This is a genomic window from Fibrobacter succinogenes subsp. succinogenes S85, from assembly GCF_000146505.1.
GTDB lineage: Bacteria > Fibrobacterota > Fibrobacteria > Fibrobacterales > Fibrobacteraceae > Fibrobacter > Fibrobacter succinogenes.
The window spans coordinates 1,340,188-1,355,005 of the sequence record NC_017448.1 but is presented as its reverse complement, the minus strand read 5'-3'; the positions used below and the strand labels follow the sequence as shown (position 1 = coordinate 1,355,005).

Annotated in this window: 13 protein-coding genes; 10 read left to right on the top strand and 3 right to left on the bottom strand. The window is 51.0% G+C overall.

Annotation, left to right across the window (positions count from 1 at the left end):
* Window positions 1-69: 69 nt before the first annotated feature.
* Window positions 70-1,473 (bottom strand): endo-1,4-beta-xylanase, encoded by a 1,404-nt coding sequence (locus FSU_RS05685; protein ID WP_014545521.1) that lies wholly within the window; start codon window positions 1,471-1,473, stop codon window positions 70-72.
* Between the two features lie 122 nt (window positions 1,474-1,595).
* Here FSU_RS05685 and FSU_RS05680 point away from each other — a divergent pair, with 122 nt between their 5' ends.
* On the top strand, window positions 1,596-2,498 hold the full coding sequence (locus tag FSU_RS05680) for a flavodoxin (protein ID WP_014545520.1): 903 nt from the start codon (window positions 1,596-1,598) through the stop codon (window positions 2,496-2,498).
* Window positions 2,499-2,593: 95 nt separating this feature from the next.
* The gene (locus FSU_RS05675) at window positions 2,594-3,181 is read left to right on the top strand and encodes a fibrobacter succinogenes major paralogous domain-containing protein (protein ID WP_041260039.1); all 588 of its coding nucleotides are present in this window, start codon (window positions 2,594-2,596) and stop codon (window positions 3,179-3,181) included.
* A gap of 88 nt (window positions 3,182-3,269) precedes the next feature.
* Here FSU_RS05675 and FSU_RS05670 read toward each other — a convergent pair whose 3' ends face one another.
* Together FSU_RS05670 and FSU_RS05665 are read right to left on the bottom strand one after the other, a co-directional pair.
* Window positions 3,270-4,688 carry an endo-1,4-beta-xylanase gene (locus tag FSU_RS05670; RefSeq protein ID WP_015731812.1) on the bottom strand — a complete coding sequence of 473 codons (1,419 nt, stop codon included), beginning with the start codon at window positions 4,686-4,688 and terminating at the stop codon, window positions 3,270-3,272.
* A 137-nt stretch (window positions 4,689-4,825) separates the two neighbouring features.
* On the bottom strand, window positions 4,826-6,043 hold the full coding sequence (locus FSU_RS05665; RefSeq protein WP_015731811.1) for a TraB/GumN family protein: 1,218 nt from the start codon (window positions 6,041-6,043) through the stop codon (window positions 4,826-4,828).
* 147 nt (window positions 6,044-6,190) lie between these two features.
* Between FSU_RS05665 and FSU_RS05660 the strand changes: the two genes are divergently transcribed.
* From FSU_RS05660 to dnaB, 8 genes are all read left to right on the top strand, one after another.
* Complete coding sequence (locus FSU_RS05660; protein WP_014545518.1) at window positions 6,191-6,790, top strand: hypothetical protein; 600 nt, start codon at window positions 6,191-6,193, stop codon at window positions 6,788-6,790.
* 80 nt (window positions 6,791-6,870) lie between these two features.
* Window positions 6,871-7,308, top strand: coding sequence for a hypothetical protein (locus tag FSU_RS05655; RefSeq protein WP_014545517.1), 438 nt, complete (start codon window positions 6,871-6,873; stop codon window positions 7,306-7,308).
* Window positions 7,309-7,344: 36 nt separating this feature from the next.
* Window positions 7,345-8,013, top strand: coding sequence for a (d)CMP kinase (cmk, locus tag FSU_RS05650; protein ID WP_015731810.1), 669 nt, complete (start codon window positions 7,345-7,347; stop codon window positions 8,011-8,013).
* A gap of 36 nt (window positions 8,014-8,049) precedes the next feature.
* Complete coding sequence (rpsA, locus tag FSU_RS05645; protein WP_014545516.1) at window positions 8,050-9,822, top strand: 30S ribosomal protein S1; 1,773 nt, start codon at window positions 8,050-8,052, stop codon at window positions 9,820-9,822.
* Window positions 9,823-9,890: 68 nt separating this feature from the next.
* Window positions 9,891-10,934, top strand: a complete 1,044-nt coding sequence (locus FSU_RS05640) for an acyltransferase family protein (RefSeq protein ID WP_014545515.1) — start codon at window positions 9,891-9,893, stop codon at window positions 10,932-10,934.
* A gap of 70 nt (window positions 10,935-11,004) precedes the next feature.
* Window positions 11,005-12,306, top strand: coding sequence for a bifunctional phosphopantothenoylcysteine decarboxylase/phosphopantothenate--cysteine ligase CoaBC (gene coaBC, locus FSU_RS05635; protein ID WP_041260377.1), 1,302 nt, complete (start codon window positions 11,005-11,007; stop codon window positions 12,304-12,306).
* A 9-nt stretch (window positions 12,307-12,315) separates the two neighbouring features.
* Window positions 12,316-13,242, top strand: coding sequence for a uracil-DNA glycosylase family protein (locus FSU_RS05630; protein WP_014545514.1), 927 nt, complete (start codon window positions 12,316-12,318; stop codon window positions 13,240-13,242).
* Window positions 13,243-13,390: 148 nt separating this feature from the next.
* On the top strand, window positions 13,391-14,818 hold the full coding sequence (gene dnaB, locus FSU_RS05625) for a replicative DNA helicase (protein ID WP_014545513.1): 1,428 nt from the start codon (window positions 13,391-13,393) through the stop codon (window positions 14,816-14,818).

Below are 14,818 nucleotides of genomic sequence, written 5' to 3'. Positions count from 1 at the left end.
GATTTTTTTTCGCGACCTTTATCAGAGTTGTCATCCCCGTCGCCAGTCCTCGTTTGACGGGGATCTCCATTACTTAATGGTGATTCGTTTGGTAAGTCTTGTTACGCCCTGACGGATTTGAATAACGTATAATCCTTCAGGAGTTGAAGAAAGCTCAATGTTGCCTTTGACGTTCTTTGCGCTGAATACAAGGTGACCTTGCATGTCGAATATGTCAACCTTTGTTGCCGTCTTCAAAGCCAAACCTGTTACGAACAGTGTGCGTCCGGCGAGGTGTATAGATATGTTGTTCAACTTGGCGAGCGTCTTGATGGCGATGGGATCGTCGCAGTTGCCGGTCCCGCAATCTTTGGGCGGGTTGAGAACGGATTCTGGGTATGGAGTTTTGACTTCGGAAGCGGGGTGCGCCTTGAGACTTGCCATGACGCTATCGTATGCGGGCTTCGGGTTGTATTGCTTGTCGTAAAGAAGTCCTTCGGTCTTCCCTTGCTGTTCGTCTAGCCAGCTGTGAGCATCGGTCAATCCCCAAATCACGAATTCGCCCATGTTCGGTTCTTCGAGGAACACATCCATGAATTGGCGGTACAAGTGTCCTTGTTTGGCGTAGTCCGCTTCGGTGAGCTTGCCTGCTGAACCCTTCGAGAATCCGATATCAAGTTCGGTAATGTTCAATGTCACGCCGAGTTCTGCAAGTGCTTTGGCGAGTGCGCGCACGTTTTGCGGAGTTGTTTCGTGTGCAATTTCGATGTGGGTTTGTGTGCCTACGCAGGTGATAGGAATGTTGTTTGCTTTCCAGCGCTTGATCTGTTCCACGACAAAGCTTGCCTTGGATCCTTCGCGGAGGCCCCATTCGATGGAATAATCGTTGTAGCAGAGTTCTGCATCCGGGTCGGCTTCGTGCGCCCAGACAAATGCGGAATCCAAAAATTCTGCGCCGATGCCTTCGTACCAAACGGAGTTAGTCGAACGCCAGTCGGCATTGTAATCGTCATTGACGGCTTCGTTCACCACATCCCATTCGGCGATTTTGCCTTTCCAGTGGCCGACAACTTTGGTGATGTGGTTCTTGAGAACGGCGAGCAACTTTTCTTTTTGGCCCTTATAGTCGTTCACCCAGTTTGCAACTTGGCTGTGCCAGGCGAGAGCGTGTCCACGAACGCGGAGTCCGTTTGCCTGTGCGTATTTGACCATCTTGTCGCCCTTTTCGAAGTTGAATTCGTCTTCTTTGGGCTCGGTGGCGTCGAACTTCATTTCGTTTTCGGCGACGACCACGTTGAATTGAGTCTTGTGAATTTCTTCGAATTCCGGTTCAATTGCGTCGTTGAACCATTCGCTATTCAAGATGGTGCCGATAAAGCGGCCACGTTCCTTGGCGAGCTCACGAATGGTTTCGTCAGCGGCTTGTGCGTTCATGAAGCCTGCGCCAAGAAATGCTGCACTGAGTATAAATTTTGAAATACGATGTTTTTTCATCGTTGGATCCTCTTTCTGACCCAGTACACCGACGAAAAAATAATCAAAAATGGGCGTGGAAATTTTTTCTTGCCCATTAAAATGGTTACCTTTTGTGTGTAAGGTTTTTATTGGAGGTACCTATGTCCCGAAAGCTTAAATTATCACTTGCAATGGCGTCTGTTGTTACTGCATCTGTGATGTTTGCCGGTTGCAATGAGGAACAGCCCAAGGCTGAATCTAAAACGGCACAGTCCGAAGTGCAAAATGCACCTGCCGTAAAATCTGCAAAGTCGGTGGTGGTTTATTATTCGCAGACGGGTGCCACGAAAAAGCTGGCGCAAATTTTCAAGAGCACTCGCAATGCCGATGAATTTGAACTGACGCTTGTAAAACCGTACCCGTCCACTTATGATAGCACGATTGCGGCGGTCCGTGCAGAACGTGAATCCAAACAGTGGCCCGCTCTCGTGAATGCAAAACTCGATGTGGCGAAGTACGATACGGTGTTCATTGGTTACCCGATTATGTTTGGAACGTTCACTCCGCCGATTTACTCGTTCTTGGACGCTAACGATTTGAGCGGCAAGGTCGTGGTGCCGTTCTGCACTTACGGCAGTGGCGGTCGCAAGGCGAGTGCCGCAGAACTCAAGACTCTTGAACCGAACGCCAACGTGACACTCGCTTACGGAATTTCTAACAAGCGAATCAATGCAGAAAAGGGCATTGAAACGGCAACACGTGAAGTTGAAGGCTTCTTTGCAGACCTTGCAACGGGCAAGACCGATGAAATACTCATGGGTGGGTATTCTGGACAGCGCCCGCTCACGGCTGACGATTCCGCTGCTTTTGCCGAAGCGACGAAGGATTACGCTTACCTCAACTTGAAACCGCTCAGCGTATCTTCGCAGGTGGTTGCAGGCATGAACTATCTCTTCGTGTGTGAAATGAAGGCTTTTGGTGGCCCGGCAACGCAGACGAATGTGAAAATTTTCAAGCCGCTCCCGGGTCAGGGCGAAGCCCAGCTCATCGCCGTAGAAAAGTAAATTTGTCATGCCCGCCACCGCGCTCTTTGATCACTTAGTGCTTTAGCACTTATGTGAGCATGATCCGCGTATGGGGAGGGCTATCTAACTATACTATGAATTATCTATCATCAGCTCTTGTCATTACGCTTGTTGCCTCTAGCGCATCTCTTGCCGCCCCCAAAGCAAAGAAAAACGAAATCAAGGACGCCCGCGATAAACAAAAATATCGCACCGTCGTTATTGATGGTCGCAAGTGGATGGCGGACAATTTAAACTACAAAATGCCCGGTAGTACTTGCTATAGGGAAGATGAAGATAATTGCATGGTCTACGGTCGCCTCTACACGTGGGATGCTGCGCAAAAGGCATGCCCTGCAGGTTTCCATTTGCCGACGAATGAAGAATTTGAAAGCCTTTGGAAAGCCGCTGGTGGTGATTTTAATGCCGGTTACTTAATCAAGGCGAATTACGGCTGGTCTGGCGAAACTAACGGCAACGATACGCTCAAATTCAGTGCGATGCCCGCTGGCAACATGTTCGATGATGGCACTTACGGCAATGAAAATAAGTTCGCGTTTTTCTGGAGCTCAAGCACCGAAGGGGGGGAAGCTTCGGTCTGGTACCTCTCCTCAAAATCCATGGGCTTCAGCTACATGATGAAACCCAAAAATTTCGGGTTCTCCGTGAGATGCGTTGAATAAAATAAAACCGCGGCCTTAAAAAGGTCGCGGCGTTTTTATTTACGGCGCGCATCTTGAAATACATCTTGCAGCGCGCTTGTTGCAATCTTTACTTCACGTTCACGCGTTGCACTATCTTGTTGCTGCCTGAGCGTATCTGCACCACGTAAAGCCCTTCGGCAATATCCTTCAAGTCCACCATTCCATTTTCACACTTGGTGCTGAACACGGGGCGGCCTTGCATATCGAACAAGTCGACCTTTGCGGCGGTCTTAGAAACCAATCCCGTTACGAACAATGTGCGGCCAGCAACGTATGCGGACATCGTCGTTCTGCTGGCGATTTTTGCGATGGCGTCTGTAGAGTCCTTTTTCGTAGAATCCTTGGCTGTCGAATCCTTCTTGATGGAGTCTTGTGCAACGGAATCCTGCTTGACGGAATCCTTGGGAGGTTCGTAAGTTTGGAGTCTCACCAAGATGCTATCGAATGCAGGCTTCGGCTTCAGATTGTCATCGTAGATAAGGCCTTTCTGTCTGTTCAGGCCGCCAAGCCAGCTCCATTTATCAGAAACACCCCAAATCAGATACGTGTCCGCATTCGGTTCTTCGAGGATAATGTCGAGGTATTGACGGAATGTTTGTCCCTGACGTTCAAGGTCGCTCTTGCTGACATTGATGCCGCTCTTGAATCCGATATCGAGTTCGGTGATTTTCAGCTTGACATTGAGTTTTGCAAGTTCCTTGGCGAGGGAGCGGAGGCTATCCGGTGAACCGATAAAGTGCTTGTCGGTGGTGGTGTCTTCCACGTGTGTTTGGGAACCCACGCAATGGATAGGAATGCCGTTTTTGACCCAGCGCTTCACCTGTTCTAGCAAAAATCCTGCCTTGGCTTTCGGATTGACGCCCTGTTCGAGGTTGTAGTCGTTATAGCAGAGTTCTGCATCCGGGTCTACAGCGTGAGCCCATACGAAGGCGGAATCGATGAATTCCGGACCGATACCCTGGTACCACACGGAACCTGTACGCCATTGGGGTTCGTTGTTGCTGATGGCTTCGTTCACCACGTCCCATTCAGCGACTTGACCTTTCCAGTGGCCGACAACCTTTTCGATGTGGTTCTTGAGAACGGCGAGCAATTTCTTTTTATCGTTCTTGTAGTTGTTTACCCAGCCCGGAACTTGGCTGTGCCAGGCGAGGGCGTGGCCGCGGACGCGCATTCCGTTTTGCTGTGCGTAACGGACCATCTTGTCGCCATTGTTGTAATTGAATCTCCCTTCTTGCGGTTCGGTGGCGTCGAACTTCATCTCGTTTTCGGCAACGACGATGTTGAATTGGGATTTGTGGATCTGTTCGTAATTGCCAGGAAGGCCTCCGCCGAACCATTGCGAGTTCAGAATCGCGCCGATGTAGATTCCGTTTTTATCTGCAAGGGATCTTAGTGTTTCGTCAGCAGCGTAGGCACTTGATATACCTGCGCCAAGAAGGGCTGCACCAAGTGCAATCCCTGAAAAAGTTTTCTTCAAACTCATTGCGTACTCCTTATTTGTTCTTATTAAAATATTTTCAAAAAGGAGCAACGGAACCTATGGTTCCGAAAATTTGCGTTGACTATTTGTCAGTAAAGATAAATTAACATAAAGCGTCGGACCGCCACCCGCGGTTGGTCCTAAAACGCTTGATAAATCTTGAAGATCGCGAGAATCTTTCCGATGATTGCCGGAATGCCCGGGCATAAGAAACAGAGGATAACGCGTGTGACGCGGTTCTTCCACCAGCGCTTGACTTGCCAAATGTCGTCGGTGAGCGTTTCCATTTCTTGCACGCGAGGCGGTCGCATATAGACCTGCGTGAGTGCCGTAAAGAACCCGACTCCGATAAGCGGTGTAAGCCCAGTGAACGGAGCCATGATCAGCGCTACAAGTATGGTGACCGGATGGCCGCCTGCGATGATTGTTCCGAGCATGGCGCCACCGCCGGTAAGCATGGCCCACTGCAGACTCAGCTGTCCGGCCTTCTCGATTCCTGCAAAATAGCCGACAAGCACGATGCTTGCGATAATTGCGAGCGTGATGGTCCAGCCGATAATCTTCCAGATGGCCGTTCCCTTCGGGATGACAGAGATGGATTCTTCGCTTGGCAGTTCCTTGTCTTCTTCGATGATGCTTGCGATACCGCGCAGGTGACCTGCGCCAATGACGGCGACAATCTTGTTGCCTGGAGCGTTCTTGATCTTGCTTGCGAGGAACTGGTCGCGTTCGTCGATAAGCACCTGCTTCACTTCGGGGAACGTCTTTCCGAATTCCTGCATCATGGAATTGAGGGCGTCCTTTTCCTTGATTTTTTGCAGTTCTTCTTCGCTGATTTCAGTCTTGTCGAAGATGCTTGCAAAAAGCCCTCCGAGGAGGCTGAACTTGCGGTACCACGGGGTGCAGGCCCAAGTGCGTCGGAGCGTTATCTTGATGTCTCGGTCGGCGAGAACCAGTGGAATATTTTTGCTATTGGCAACGTCAACCGCCTCCTTCAGTTCGGAACCGGGCTTGACGCCTGTCTGTGCGCCCATACGTTTTTGATACGAGCCCAGAACGAGGTTTGCGATGAGGGTTGCCAGTTGCTTTTTCTTGATGACATCTCTCAGGTCTGTATTTTTCCAACGGTCGGGGTCCTGGATGGACTTGAGGCGCCCGTCGTCGAGTTCTACGCAGACCGTGTCCGGAGATTCGGCTTCGATGGTCTCATGGACCAGGTCCTTGGAAACTTGCGAAATATGGGCGGTACCTACGAGGACAATTTCCCTGTTGTCCTTGGTATGGATACGGTAGACGTCGGACTTTCCTCCCGACACAGGTTCCTTGATTTCTTCAGACTGAGAATTGGTTTCATTCATACGGTAGACGTAATGTAGAAAAAGAACGTGGCAAATTGAGGAAAATGCCAAAAATGGGTACATTTTAAGGAAAAATGGAACATTTATTTGGATGTTTGTGATATTTATGTTTATATTTTGGTAGGATTTTTTTCGGAGGAGTACCCCATGAAAAAATTATTGGTTATTTTATCTGCTATTAGTTTGTTCCTTATGGGCTGCGCAGGCAGCGGTCCGAAGGACGAAGGCGAGGCTTTGGATAATGCCCTCGTATCTTTCACCTCTAGTGTCCAGAGCTCCCGTTGGCAGGATGCTCTTGCCTATGTGACCCCGGACGAAGCTCGCCTGATTGGCACCTCGGATGGCTACGAATTCTTGCCGGAATACCAGACGGCTGCAAGCCGCCTTCCGCTCTCTACACTCCGCAAGGCCGGTCTCGGTGTCGATAGCGATGGCCGCCTCGTGGGTATCAAGGCTGTCATGGACGAAACCAACGAACGCTACAAGGTTTCCGAAGACCAGGCTAAGGTCGGCACGAACCTGAAGCAGATGGAAGACGACCGCATCAAGCGCCGCCTCGAAGAAGGCCAGAAGATTCTCCAGGAAGAAGAAGCTACTGCCCACCAGGAACCGCAGGTCGAAGTTCTCACCAACCGCCTTACCGACGACGAAAAGCGCAAGTACGGCAGCACCGGTGAACTCCTTGCTCCGGAATCCACTCGCGACGATAGCACGACCGAAGAATCCTACAACGGTGACTACAAGTAATCAGTCGCTTTTGGGTGAATCATTTTTGTAGATTTATTTCCCTCGACGGTCTGTCGGGGGATTTTTTGTAGGAGTGTCTCATGAATCGAATCCTTGCGCTATTAGCCTTGCTCATGACATTTGCCCTTGTGGCTTGCGGTTCGGATTGGAGTGTGGGGCCGAATGATGGCGGAGCCTCTTTCAGCAAACGATACCACTATTATTATGAGGTGGACTGTCGCTACGATGCCTTTGATCAGCCCTACGACTGCTCGGATACCTATTCCATGTCTCCATCCATGACTGTTGACTTGCGGATTACTCGCGATGGCTATGTCTCCCTTTGTGTCGATGACAACTGCTCTTATTATAATCCGGGTGAGTACGATACCGGTTATGACCACGGGGATTACTATTATAATTTTGAGGGGGATGATACCCGCATGGTCATCTATGCCAACGGTTCCGAGCTCATTTACATTGACTCCTACAAGGGATACGCTAGCTATTATTATTACGATTACTACGACGCCTATTGATTTCTCTGGGGAGATTTTCTATCTTTAGCCCCACTCATGAGTAATTCGGAAAATTTTGTTATCGCCCTTGATGGGGGCTCTGGCACAGGCAAGAGTACCACTGCAAAGATTATTGCAAAGAAATTGGGCATTACCTACCTCGACACAGGTGCGATGTACCGCGCCGTGACGCTTGCCGCCCTCGAAAAGGGTTTGCCGGCCGAAGAAGGTGCTGCCATGGACGAATTGCTCTCTAACCTCACACTCGGGTTCGACTCCGAAAATCATGTGCTCATCAACGGTGTTTCCCGCGAAAGCGAAATCCGTGGCATGAAGGTTTCCAGTAATGTGAGCATCTACTGCGCCCTCCCGTCTGTCCGCGCCGCAATGACTAAGCAGCAGCGCGAAATCGGCAAAAAACAGAGCTGCATTTTGGATGGCCGCGATATCGGAACCGTCGTTTTCCCCGATGCGAAGTACAAGTTTTTTATGGTGACGGACGTGAAGGTCCGCGCCGAACGCCGCTACAAGGAACTCCTTGAAAAAGGCGAAAAAGTTACCCTCGAAGAAGTCCTCAACAATCTGGTCGAACGCGACCGCCTGGACTCCTCTCGTGCGACCGCCCCGTTGAAGAAGGCGGACGATGCTATTGAAATTGACACTACACACATCTCAATCGAACAACAGGTTCAAAAGATTCTCGACTACGTAGGTGTAGTGGCGTAGCCTGAATCCTTTGTTACCACAACCCAATTAACTAATATGTCTCAAAATCTCAAATTCGGAACTCAAGAAGATCTCGAAGAAATTCTCGCCGCTCAGGGTGAATGCTCCCCGGACTTCCGCAAGGCCAACGCTGACGTCTATGCCGGCATGGGCTACCTCGAACAGGGCAAGCTCGTCACGGGTAAGATCAGCCAGGTGAACGACCAGGAAGTTCTCGTCGACGTGAACTACAAGTCCGAAGGCGTTATTGATCGCGCCGAATTCAAGGATACTGATTCTCTCGAACTCGGTTCCGAAATCGAAGTGTTCGTCGAAAAGCTCGAAGACGAAGACGGTCGCCTCATCCTCTCCAAGCAGAAGGCTGACTTCGTTCGCGTGTGGGATCGCATCCACGCTGCATTCGAAAACAACGAAGTCGTACGCGGCACTCTCACGAAGCGCATCAAGGGCGGCGTTGTCGTCGACCTCTTTGGCATCGATGCCTTCCTCCCGGGCTCTCAGATCGACCTCCGTCAGATTCCGGACATCAACGCTCTTATCGGCCAGGAATTCGACCTCAAGGTTATCAAGGTCAACAAGGCTCGTCGCAATATCGTCGTTTCTCGCCGTGTCGTTCTCGAAGAAGAACGCAACAAGCAGCGTGGCGACGTTCTCGAAACTCTCGAGAAGAACCAGGTCCGCAAGGGTATTGTCAAGAACATCACCGACTTCGGTGCATTCATCGACCTTGGCGGCGTAGATGGCCTCCTCCACATCACCGACATGAGCTACAAGCGCATCAACCACCCGTCCGAAATGCTCCAGCTCGGCCAGGAAGTCGAAGTTATGGTTCTCGACTTCAACGACAAGAAGGAACGCATCTCTCTCGGCATGAAGCAGCTTAAGCCGCATCCGTGGAAGGATATCGCCGAACGTTATCCGGAAGGCGCTATCGTCAAGGGTAAGGTTGTTTCCATCACTGATTACGGTGCATTCGTCGAACTCGACAGCGGTGTTGAAGGTCTCATCCACGTTTCTGAAATGTCCTGGACCCAGCACGTCAAGCACCCGTCCAAAATCCTCACCGTCGGTCAGGAAGTCGAAGCTGTTGTTCTCAAGGTTGAAGAAGATGCAGAACGTATCTCTCTCGGCATGAAGCAGCTCGAATCTGATCCGTGGGATTCTATCGAAACTGAACTTCCGCCGGGCGCACGCGTCGTCGGTGAAATCCGCAACATCGCTTCCTTCGGCGCATTCGTCGAAATCAAGGAAGGTGTTGATGGCCTCATCCACGTCTCTGACATGTCCTGGACCAAGAAGATCACCCACCCGAACGAAATGGTCAAGAAGGGTGACAAGGTTGAATGCGTCGTTCTCGCCGTCGATAAGGAAAAGCGCCGCATTTCTCTCTCCATGAAGCACCTCACCGAAGACCCGTGGGATTCTATCGATTCCACCTACCCGGTTGACTCCGAAGTCAAGGGCAAGATCGTTCGCATGCTCGACCGCGGCGTCGTGGTTGAACTCGCTGACGGTATCGAAGGCTTCATCCCGGTCTCCAAGCTCACCGCTGAATACATCAAGGTTCCGGCCGATGCATTCAAGGTTGGCGACGAAGTTCCGGCTGTCGTGACCGAAATCGATCAGAACAACCGCAAGATCTATCTCTCCGTTGTTGACTACTTCAAGAACCGTGAATCCGCTGAACTCAAGGCTTGGATGGACTCCCACAAGCCGGGCGAAAACGGCACCACGATTGGCGAAGCTGTTGCTCCGAAGAAGAAGGCTTCCAAGAAGAAGGCTGAAAAGTCCGAAGAAGCTGAAGCTTAATTTGGTTTCAAACTAAAGCTTAAAGGAATCCCGCGTTCACTCGCGGGATTTCTTTTTATTTTTATTCTATGGAACTTCGCGAATCCCGCATCACAAAACGCATCGCCTGGATTGACATTTGCAAGGCTCTCGCCATTAGCTTGGTCGCACTCGGCCACATGCAATCTATTTACCTTGTCAATGAAACCATTTTCGCTTTTGCCATGCCCGCGTTCTTTTTCCTCTCCGGCTACACTTTTGAACGCTCGGCGAACGCTCCATTCCTAGAACTCCTCCGAAAAAAGTTCTGCAGCCTAGTCATCCCGTACTTTGGATTTTCTGCGATACTCTTTGCGTTCTGGTTCCTCGTGCGCCGTAATTTTGGCCTGTCGTACGAGACTCATGCGACAGTCACTGATGTCTTGATGCAGATTTTATGCGGGACGAACAGCACTTTCTTTGTCACGCCCCTGTGGTTTTTGACTTGCCTTTTTGTGGTAGAAATCCTCTTTTGGTGCTTGCTCCGCATTCGGAAAAAGTTCCTGAGGGTAACCATAATTGCGTTGCTTTTTATTCCGGGACTTATTTACTGGACCTATATGGACATGTTGCAATTGCCGCATGTTTTCTGGAATTTGGACCAGGCGTGTTTTTTCCTTTCTTGCCTAGCTATTGGTTTTGTCTCGTCAAAGAAAAATTTGGCTGAAAAGCTACTTTATTCTTTGAAATGTAATTTGTTTGTAATTTTGACTTCTGTACTTGTGTTCTCGCTTGCGCTTATGGCTCGAGAAAGAACGACCTCGTTGTTGACTTTTGTCGCCATGCAGGCGATGATGACTTTTTCTAGTTTGCTCGCTTTTGTTGCGATTTGCAAATCCATTCGCGAAAGAGCTGTCCTGAATTTTATCGGGCAGAATACGATTACGATTTTGGCGTTGCATATCATGGTGCAAAGCATTTTGCGTGGCGTGCTCTTCAAGGTTTTCCATGTGGCGCCTGAATGGATTGAATCTTCGCTATTGGTAAGTGTTGTGTTGACTATCGTGACGATTGCAGCTCTCGTTCCCGTCATTCTGCTTATCAACAGATTCACCCCCTGGCTCGCCGGGAAAAGGCTTAGTGCTCTCAAATGACATCGTTGCGATACTAGTAACTAATAACTATTAACTAGTAACTAAATTTTAAATTGCTATTTTAATGGCTATGAATCTCGCTGGAAAGAAAATTCTTCTTGGAGTCTCGGGCGGAATTGCCGCCTACAAGTCTTGTGAACTCTTGCGCCTGTTGCAAAAGAAAGGCGCCGAAGTGCGCGTCTGCATGACCGAAGCCGCTACGCAGTTCGTGGCCCCGCTTACGTTTGCAAGCCTCTCCAAGTGTCCGGTTTACCTGAAAAATGGCGCCGTTGAAGCGCGTCCGTTCCAGCATATCGATTTCCCGCGTTGGGCCGACCTTTATCTCGTCGTTCCGGCGACCGCAAATGTCATCGGAAAGTTCGTCTATGGCATTGCTGATGACCCAGTGAGCCTTTGCTTTATGAGCTGCACGGGTCCGCGTTTTATTGCCCCTGCGATGAATGTCGCGATGTTCAATTCTCCGGCCGTCAAACGCAATCTCGAAACGCTCCGCAGTTTTGAAAATACGTTCGTGATGGACAGCCCGGCGGGCGAACTCGCCTGTGGCGAAGTCGGCAAAGGCCGCCTCCTCGACCCTGCGGAAATTGTCGCTTATTTAGAAGCTAGTAGTGTCATCCTGAGCGAAGCGCCGCGCGCGAAGTCGAAGGATCTTCAAACTCTTCCTGCTGAAAATGAAGTGGATCCGACGCTTCCCGGTTACGGCAAGAAGGTCCTCATCACGGCTGGTCGCACCGAAGAAGCGATTGACCCGGTGCGTTACATTAGCAACCGTAGCAGCGGAAAGACTGCTGTTGCTATTGCCGCGACGTTCCTAGCGAACGGCTTTGAAGTGAGCGTTGTCGCTGGCCCGATGGAAGCTGAATTTCCGGGTGCCGTCCACGTGACAAAAATCAAGAGCGCTTGCGATATGCATAAGGCTGTTCTTGAGCAGATGAAAAACGCCGATGTGCTCGTGCATTGCGCCGCCGTGGCCGATTACCGCCCGAAGGTGGCCGCTACAGAAAAAATCAAGGATAGCCGTAGTCAGCTCGTCTTGGAACTTGAACCGAATCCGAACATCTTGCGTGACAGTGTTGCTCAAAAGCGTGCGGACCAGGTCATTGTCGGTTTTGCGCTTGAAACGGACCACTTCAAGGAACATGCGGCCGAGAAGCTCAAGAAGAGCGGCGCCGATGCGCTACTCCTCAATGCCCCTGTGGCTGCGAACAGCGGTTTTGGTTTTGACGAAGTCCGTTACACGTTAATCCGCGCGAACTCTCGCAATGCACAAAATGCGGCTGAGGTTGAAATTCCCGAGATGAAGATGGGCTCCAAAATCGATCTCGCGCAAGAAATTGTAGATTTTAGCCTTGATCAGTTAAAGAACGCTTAGAGGAACGGTATGCCCGAAGAATTTGATTTCAGCGAACTTCGCAAATATCTGCAAGGCCAAATGGACATGGGCGAGGAGGATTTGCTCCTCGATGAACCGTGGACATTGACCCGCAAAAAGTCTGCCGCTCCTGCGCCTGTCCGTCCAGCAAATCCGATGCCGCAAATGCAGCGTCCCGCGAACCCGGCTCCATTCCCGCAGCATTCGGCTCCCGCGAATCCTGCTCCGATTCCTCAGCAATCGCCGTTCCAGTCTCCTGCGCAGTCCGCTTTTCAGCAGCCTTCATTCGGCGCTCCCGCGCAACCCGCGCCTTCTCCGCATCCGGCTCCGGCGCCAAAGCTCGATGCTGGCCTCACCATTGCCCCGCGCGCCGTCAAGAAGACGACCGCCGCGTACGAACTCGCCGATTCCATCGTCGCCTTCTACGATGCGCTCAAGACCGACCCGCTTTACGCGCGTGCTACGAACGTTGTTCGCTACGAAGGCCCGGAGCACCCGCGCCTTCTGATTCTCCTTGCCGCCCCGAAGCCCGGCGAAACTGGCAACAATTTCTTCCAGTCTCCGACTGGCGAGATGCTTGTGCGTTTGTTCGGAAGCCTCGGTTACGTCCCGGATTCACTTGGCGTCACGTATTTCTACAAGGATGCTCCGCGAGCACTATCTCCGATCCTGCTCGCCTCGCTCCGCCGAATGCTAACAAAGGAACTTTCCTTTATTGCGCCTGAAATCATGATGACTTTTGGCGAGCCGCTTTTCTATGACGTGTTCAGCAAGGGTAAAAACTTCAATGATAATGCGGGAACTGCGCTTGATTTCAACGGCACAAAGACGGTCTCGCTTGTCGATGCTTACACGATGACGACGGACAAACAGCTTAAATGGCTCACGTGGAAGGTGCATATCCCGCGCAGCGGCCTTTTCACCGCAGCCAAGTAGCCGCGCATTACCCCGCGCACTCTCGCAATCACATTGTCATGCCCCACTCGATGGGGCATCTCCATTTTTATGGCCCATTTCACCCCGATTTCGTGCCATCCCCAAAATCCAATGTAAACTATTATTGTATATTTAAATCGGTATAGTTATGTCTGAAGAAAATAAATCCAAGTCGTTTGATGGTCGCCAAATGCCCGCCGATGTTGAGGCGGAGCGCTGCCTGTTGGGCGGTATTTTGCGTGACCCCGAAGTGATGGGCGTCGCTGTGATGGCCATCAGTGACGATGACTTTTTCTACTTGGAACGTCATCAGTTGATTTGGAATGCACTTTGCAGTTTGAACAAGTCGGTTACACCCATCGATCCTGTGACGCTTTCGGCGGAACTCACGAAGATGGATAAGCTTGACATTGTCGGTGGCCGTGAATACATCTTTGAATTGATGGAATCCGTCGCTTCGTCGGCGAATGTCCCGTGGCAGTTGGAACACCTCCGCAGCAAGGCGGTGCTTCGCAAGCTCATCCGCACGTCTTCCGAAATTATCCGCCAGGCGATGGATCCGGCTTCGACTCCGGACAATGTGCTTCAAGATGCCGAACGCGATATCTTTGCGATTGCCGATAACCAGGTGCGCAACACCTTAAAGTCTATCGACAACTTTGTCGCTCCTCTTCTGGAACGCATCAACAACCGTCGTGAAGGCGGCATTACGGGCGTGCCTACAGGCATTACGGAACTGGACGAACTCACGAACGGTCTCCAGAATTCCGACTTGATTATTCTCGCTGCTCGTCCGGGTGTGGGTAAAACGTCTTTCGCCATGACGGTTGCCGCAAACGCAGCCATTCGCTACGGCAAAAACGTTGCGTTCTTCAGCTTGGAAATGGACGGCATCCAGCTTGCCCAACGTCTGCTCTGCTCGCAAGCGCAGGTCGACCAGAGTAGGCTCCGTAACGGTAAGCTCAACTCTGACGAAATCAAGAAGATTATTGCCGCCGTGACTCCGATTAACCAGGCTCCGCTGTTTGTCGATGACAACGCTGACCTCGGTATCATGGAACTCATGAGCAAGGCGCGCCAGCTCAAGCATAAAGGCCACCTCGACCTCCTCATCATCGACTACTTGCAGTTGATGAAGACTGGCAAGGAAGAAAACCGCGCTGTCGCTATCGGTGCGATTTCCCGTGGTCTCAAGATTTTGGCAAAGGAACTGAGTATTCCAGTCATTGCACTCGCTCAGCTCAGCCGTAAAGTTGAAGAAAAAGGTCGTGAACGTCCGCAGCTTTCGGACTTGCGTGAATCCGGTTCTATCGAACAGGACGCTGACATGGTGTGGTTCGTGGAACGCCCGTTCGTGCAGACGCATAAGGACGAAGACCGCTACAAGGCCACACTCATTGTGGCCAAGCACCGTAACGGTTCCGTCAAGGATATTGACATGAGCTTTGTGCCGGAATACACGACGTTCTACGATGCAACCGACCAGCAAGGCATGGAAGGTGGCGATGAAGATTATCAGTATGGTTCAGATGACGAGGGCGGTGGACCGCAGGTCGCCGACTTTGGCAGTTTTTAA

What these genes read in the sequence shown, in the direction of transcription:
- FSU_RS05685 (WP_014545521.1), bottom strand. Translation starts at nt 1,473, where the DNA reads ATGAAAAAACATCGTATTTCAAAATTTATACTCAGTGCAGCATTTCTT.
- FSU_RS05680 (WP_014545520.1), top strand. Translation starts at nt 1,596, where the DNA reads ATGTCCCGAAAGCTTAAATTATCACTTGCAATGGCGTCTGTTGTTACT.
- FSU_RS05675 (WP_041260039.1), top strand. Translation starts at nt 2,594, where the DNA reads ATGAATTATCTATCATCAGCTCTTGTCATTACGCTTGTTGCCTCTAGC.
- FSU_RS05670 (WP_015731812.1), bottom strand. Translation starts at nt 4,688, where the DNA reads ATGAGTTTGAAGAAAACTTTTTCAGGGATTGCACTTGGTGCAGCCCTT.
- FSU_RS05665 (WP_015731811.1), bottom strand. Translation starts at nt 6,043, where the DNA reads ATGAATGAAACCAATTCTCAGTCTGAAGAAATCAAGGAACCTGTGTCG.
- FSU_RS05660 (WP_014545518.1), top strand. Translation starts at nt 6,191, where the DNA reads ATGAAAAAATTATTGGTTATTTTATCTGCTATTAGTTTGTTCCTTATG.
- FSU_RS05655 (WP_014545517.1), top strand. Translation starts at nt 6,871, where the DNA reads ATGAATCGAATCCTTGCGCTATTAGCCTTGCTCATGACATTTGCCCTT.
- cmk (WP_015731810.1), top strand. Translation starts at nt 7,345, where the DNA reads ATGAGTAATTCGGAAAATTTTGTTATCGCCCTTGATGGGGGCTCTGGC.
- rpsA (WP_014545516.1), top strand. Translation starts at nt 8,050, where the DNA reads ATGTCTCAAAATCTCAAATTCGGAACTCAAGAAGATCTCGAAGAAATT.
- FSU_RS05640 (WP_014545515.1), top strand. Translation starts at nt 9,891, where the DNA reads ATGGAACTTCGCGAATCCCGCATCACAAAACGCATCGCCTGGATTGAC.
- coaBC (WP_041260377.1), top strand. Translation starts at nt 11,005, where the DNA reads ATGAATCTCGCTGGAAAGAAAATTCTTCTTGGAGTCTCGGGCGGAATT.
- FSU_RS05630 (WP_014545514.1), top strand. Translation starts at nt 12,316, where the DNA reads ATGCCCGAAGAATTTGATTTCAGCGAACTTCGCAAATATCTGCAAGGC.
- dnaB (WP_014545513.1), top strand. Translation starts at nt 13,391, where the DNA reads ATGTCTGAAGAAAATAAATCCAAGTCGTTTGATGGTCGCCAAATGCCC.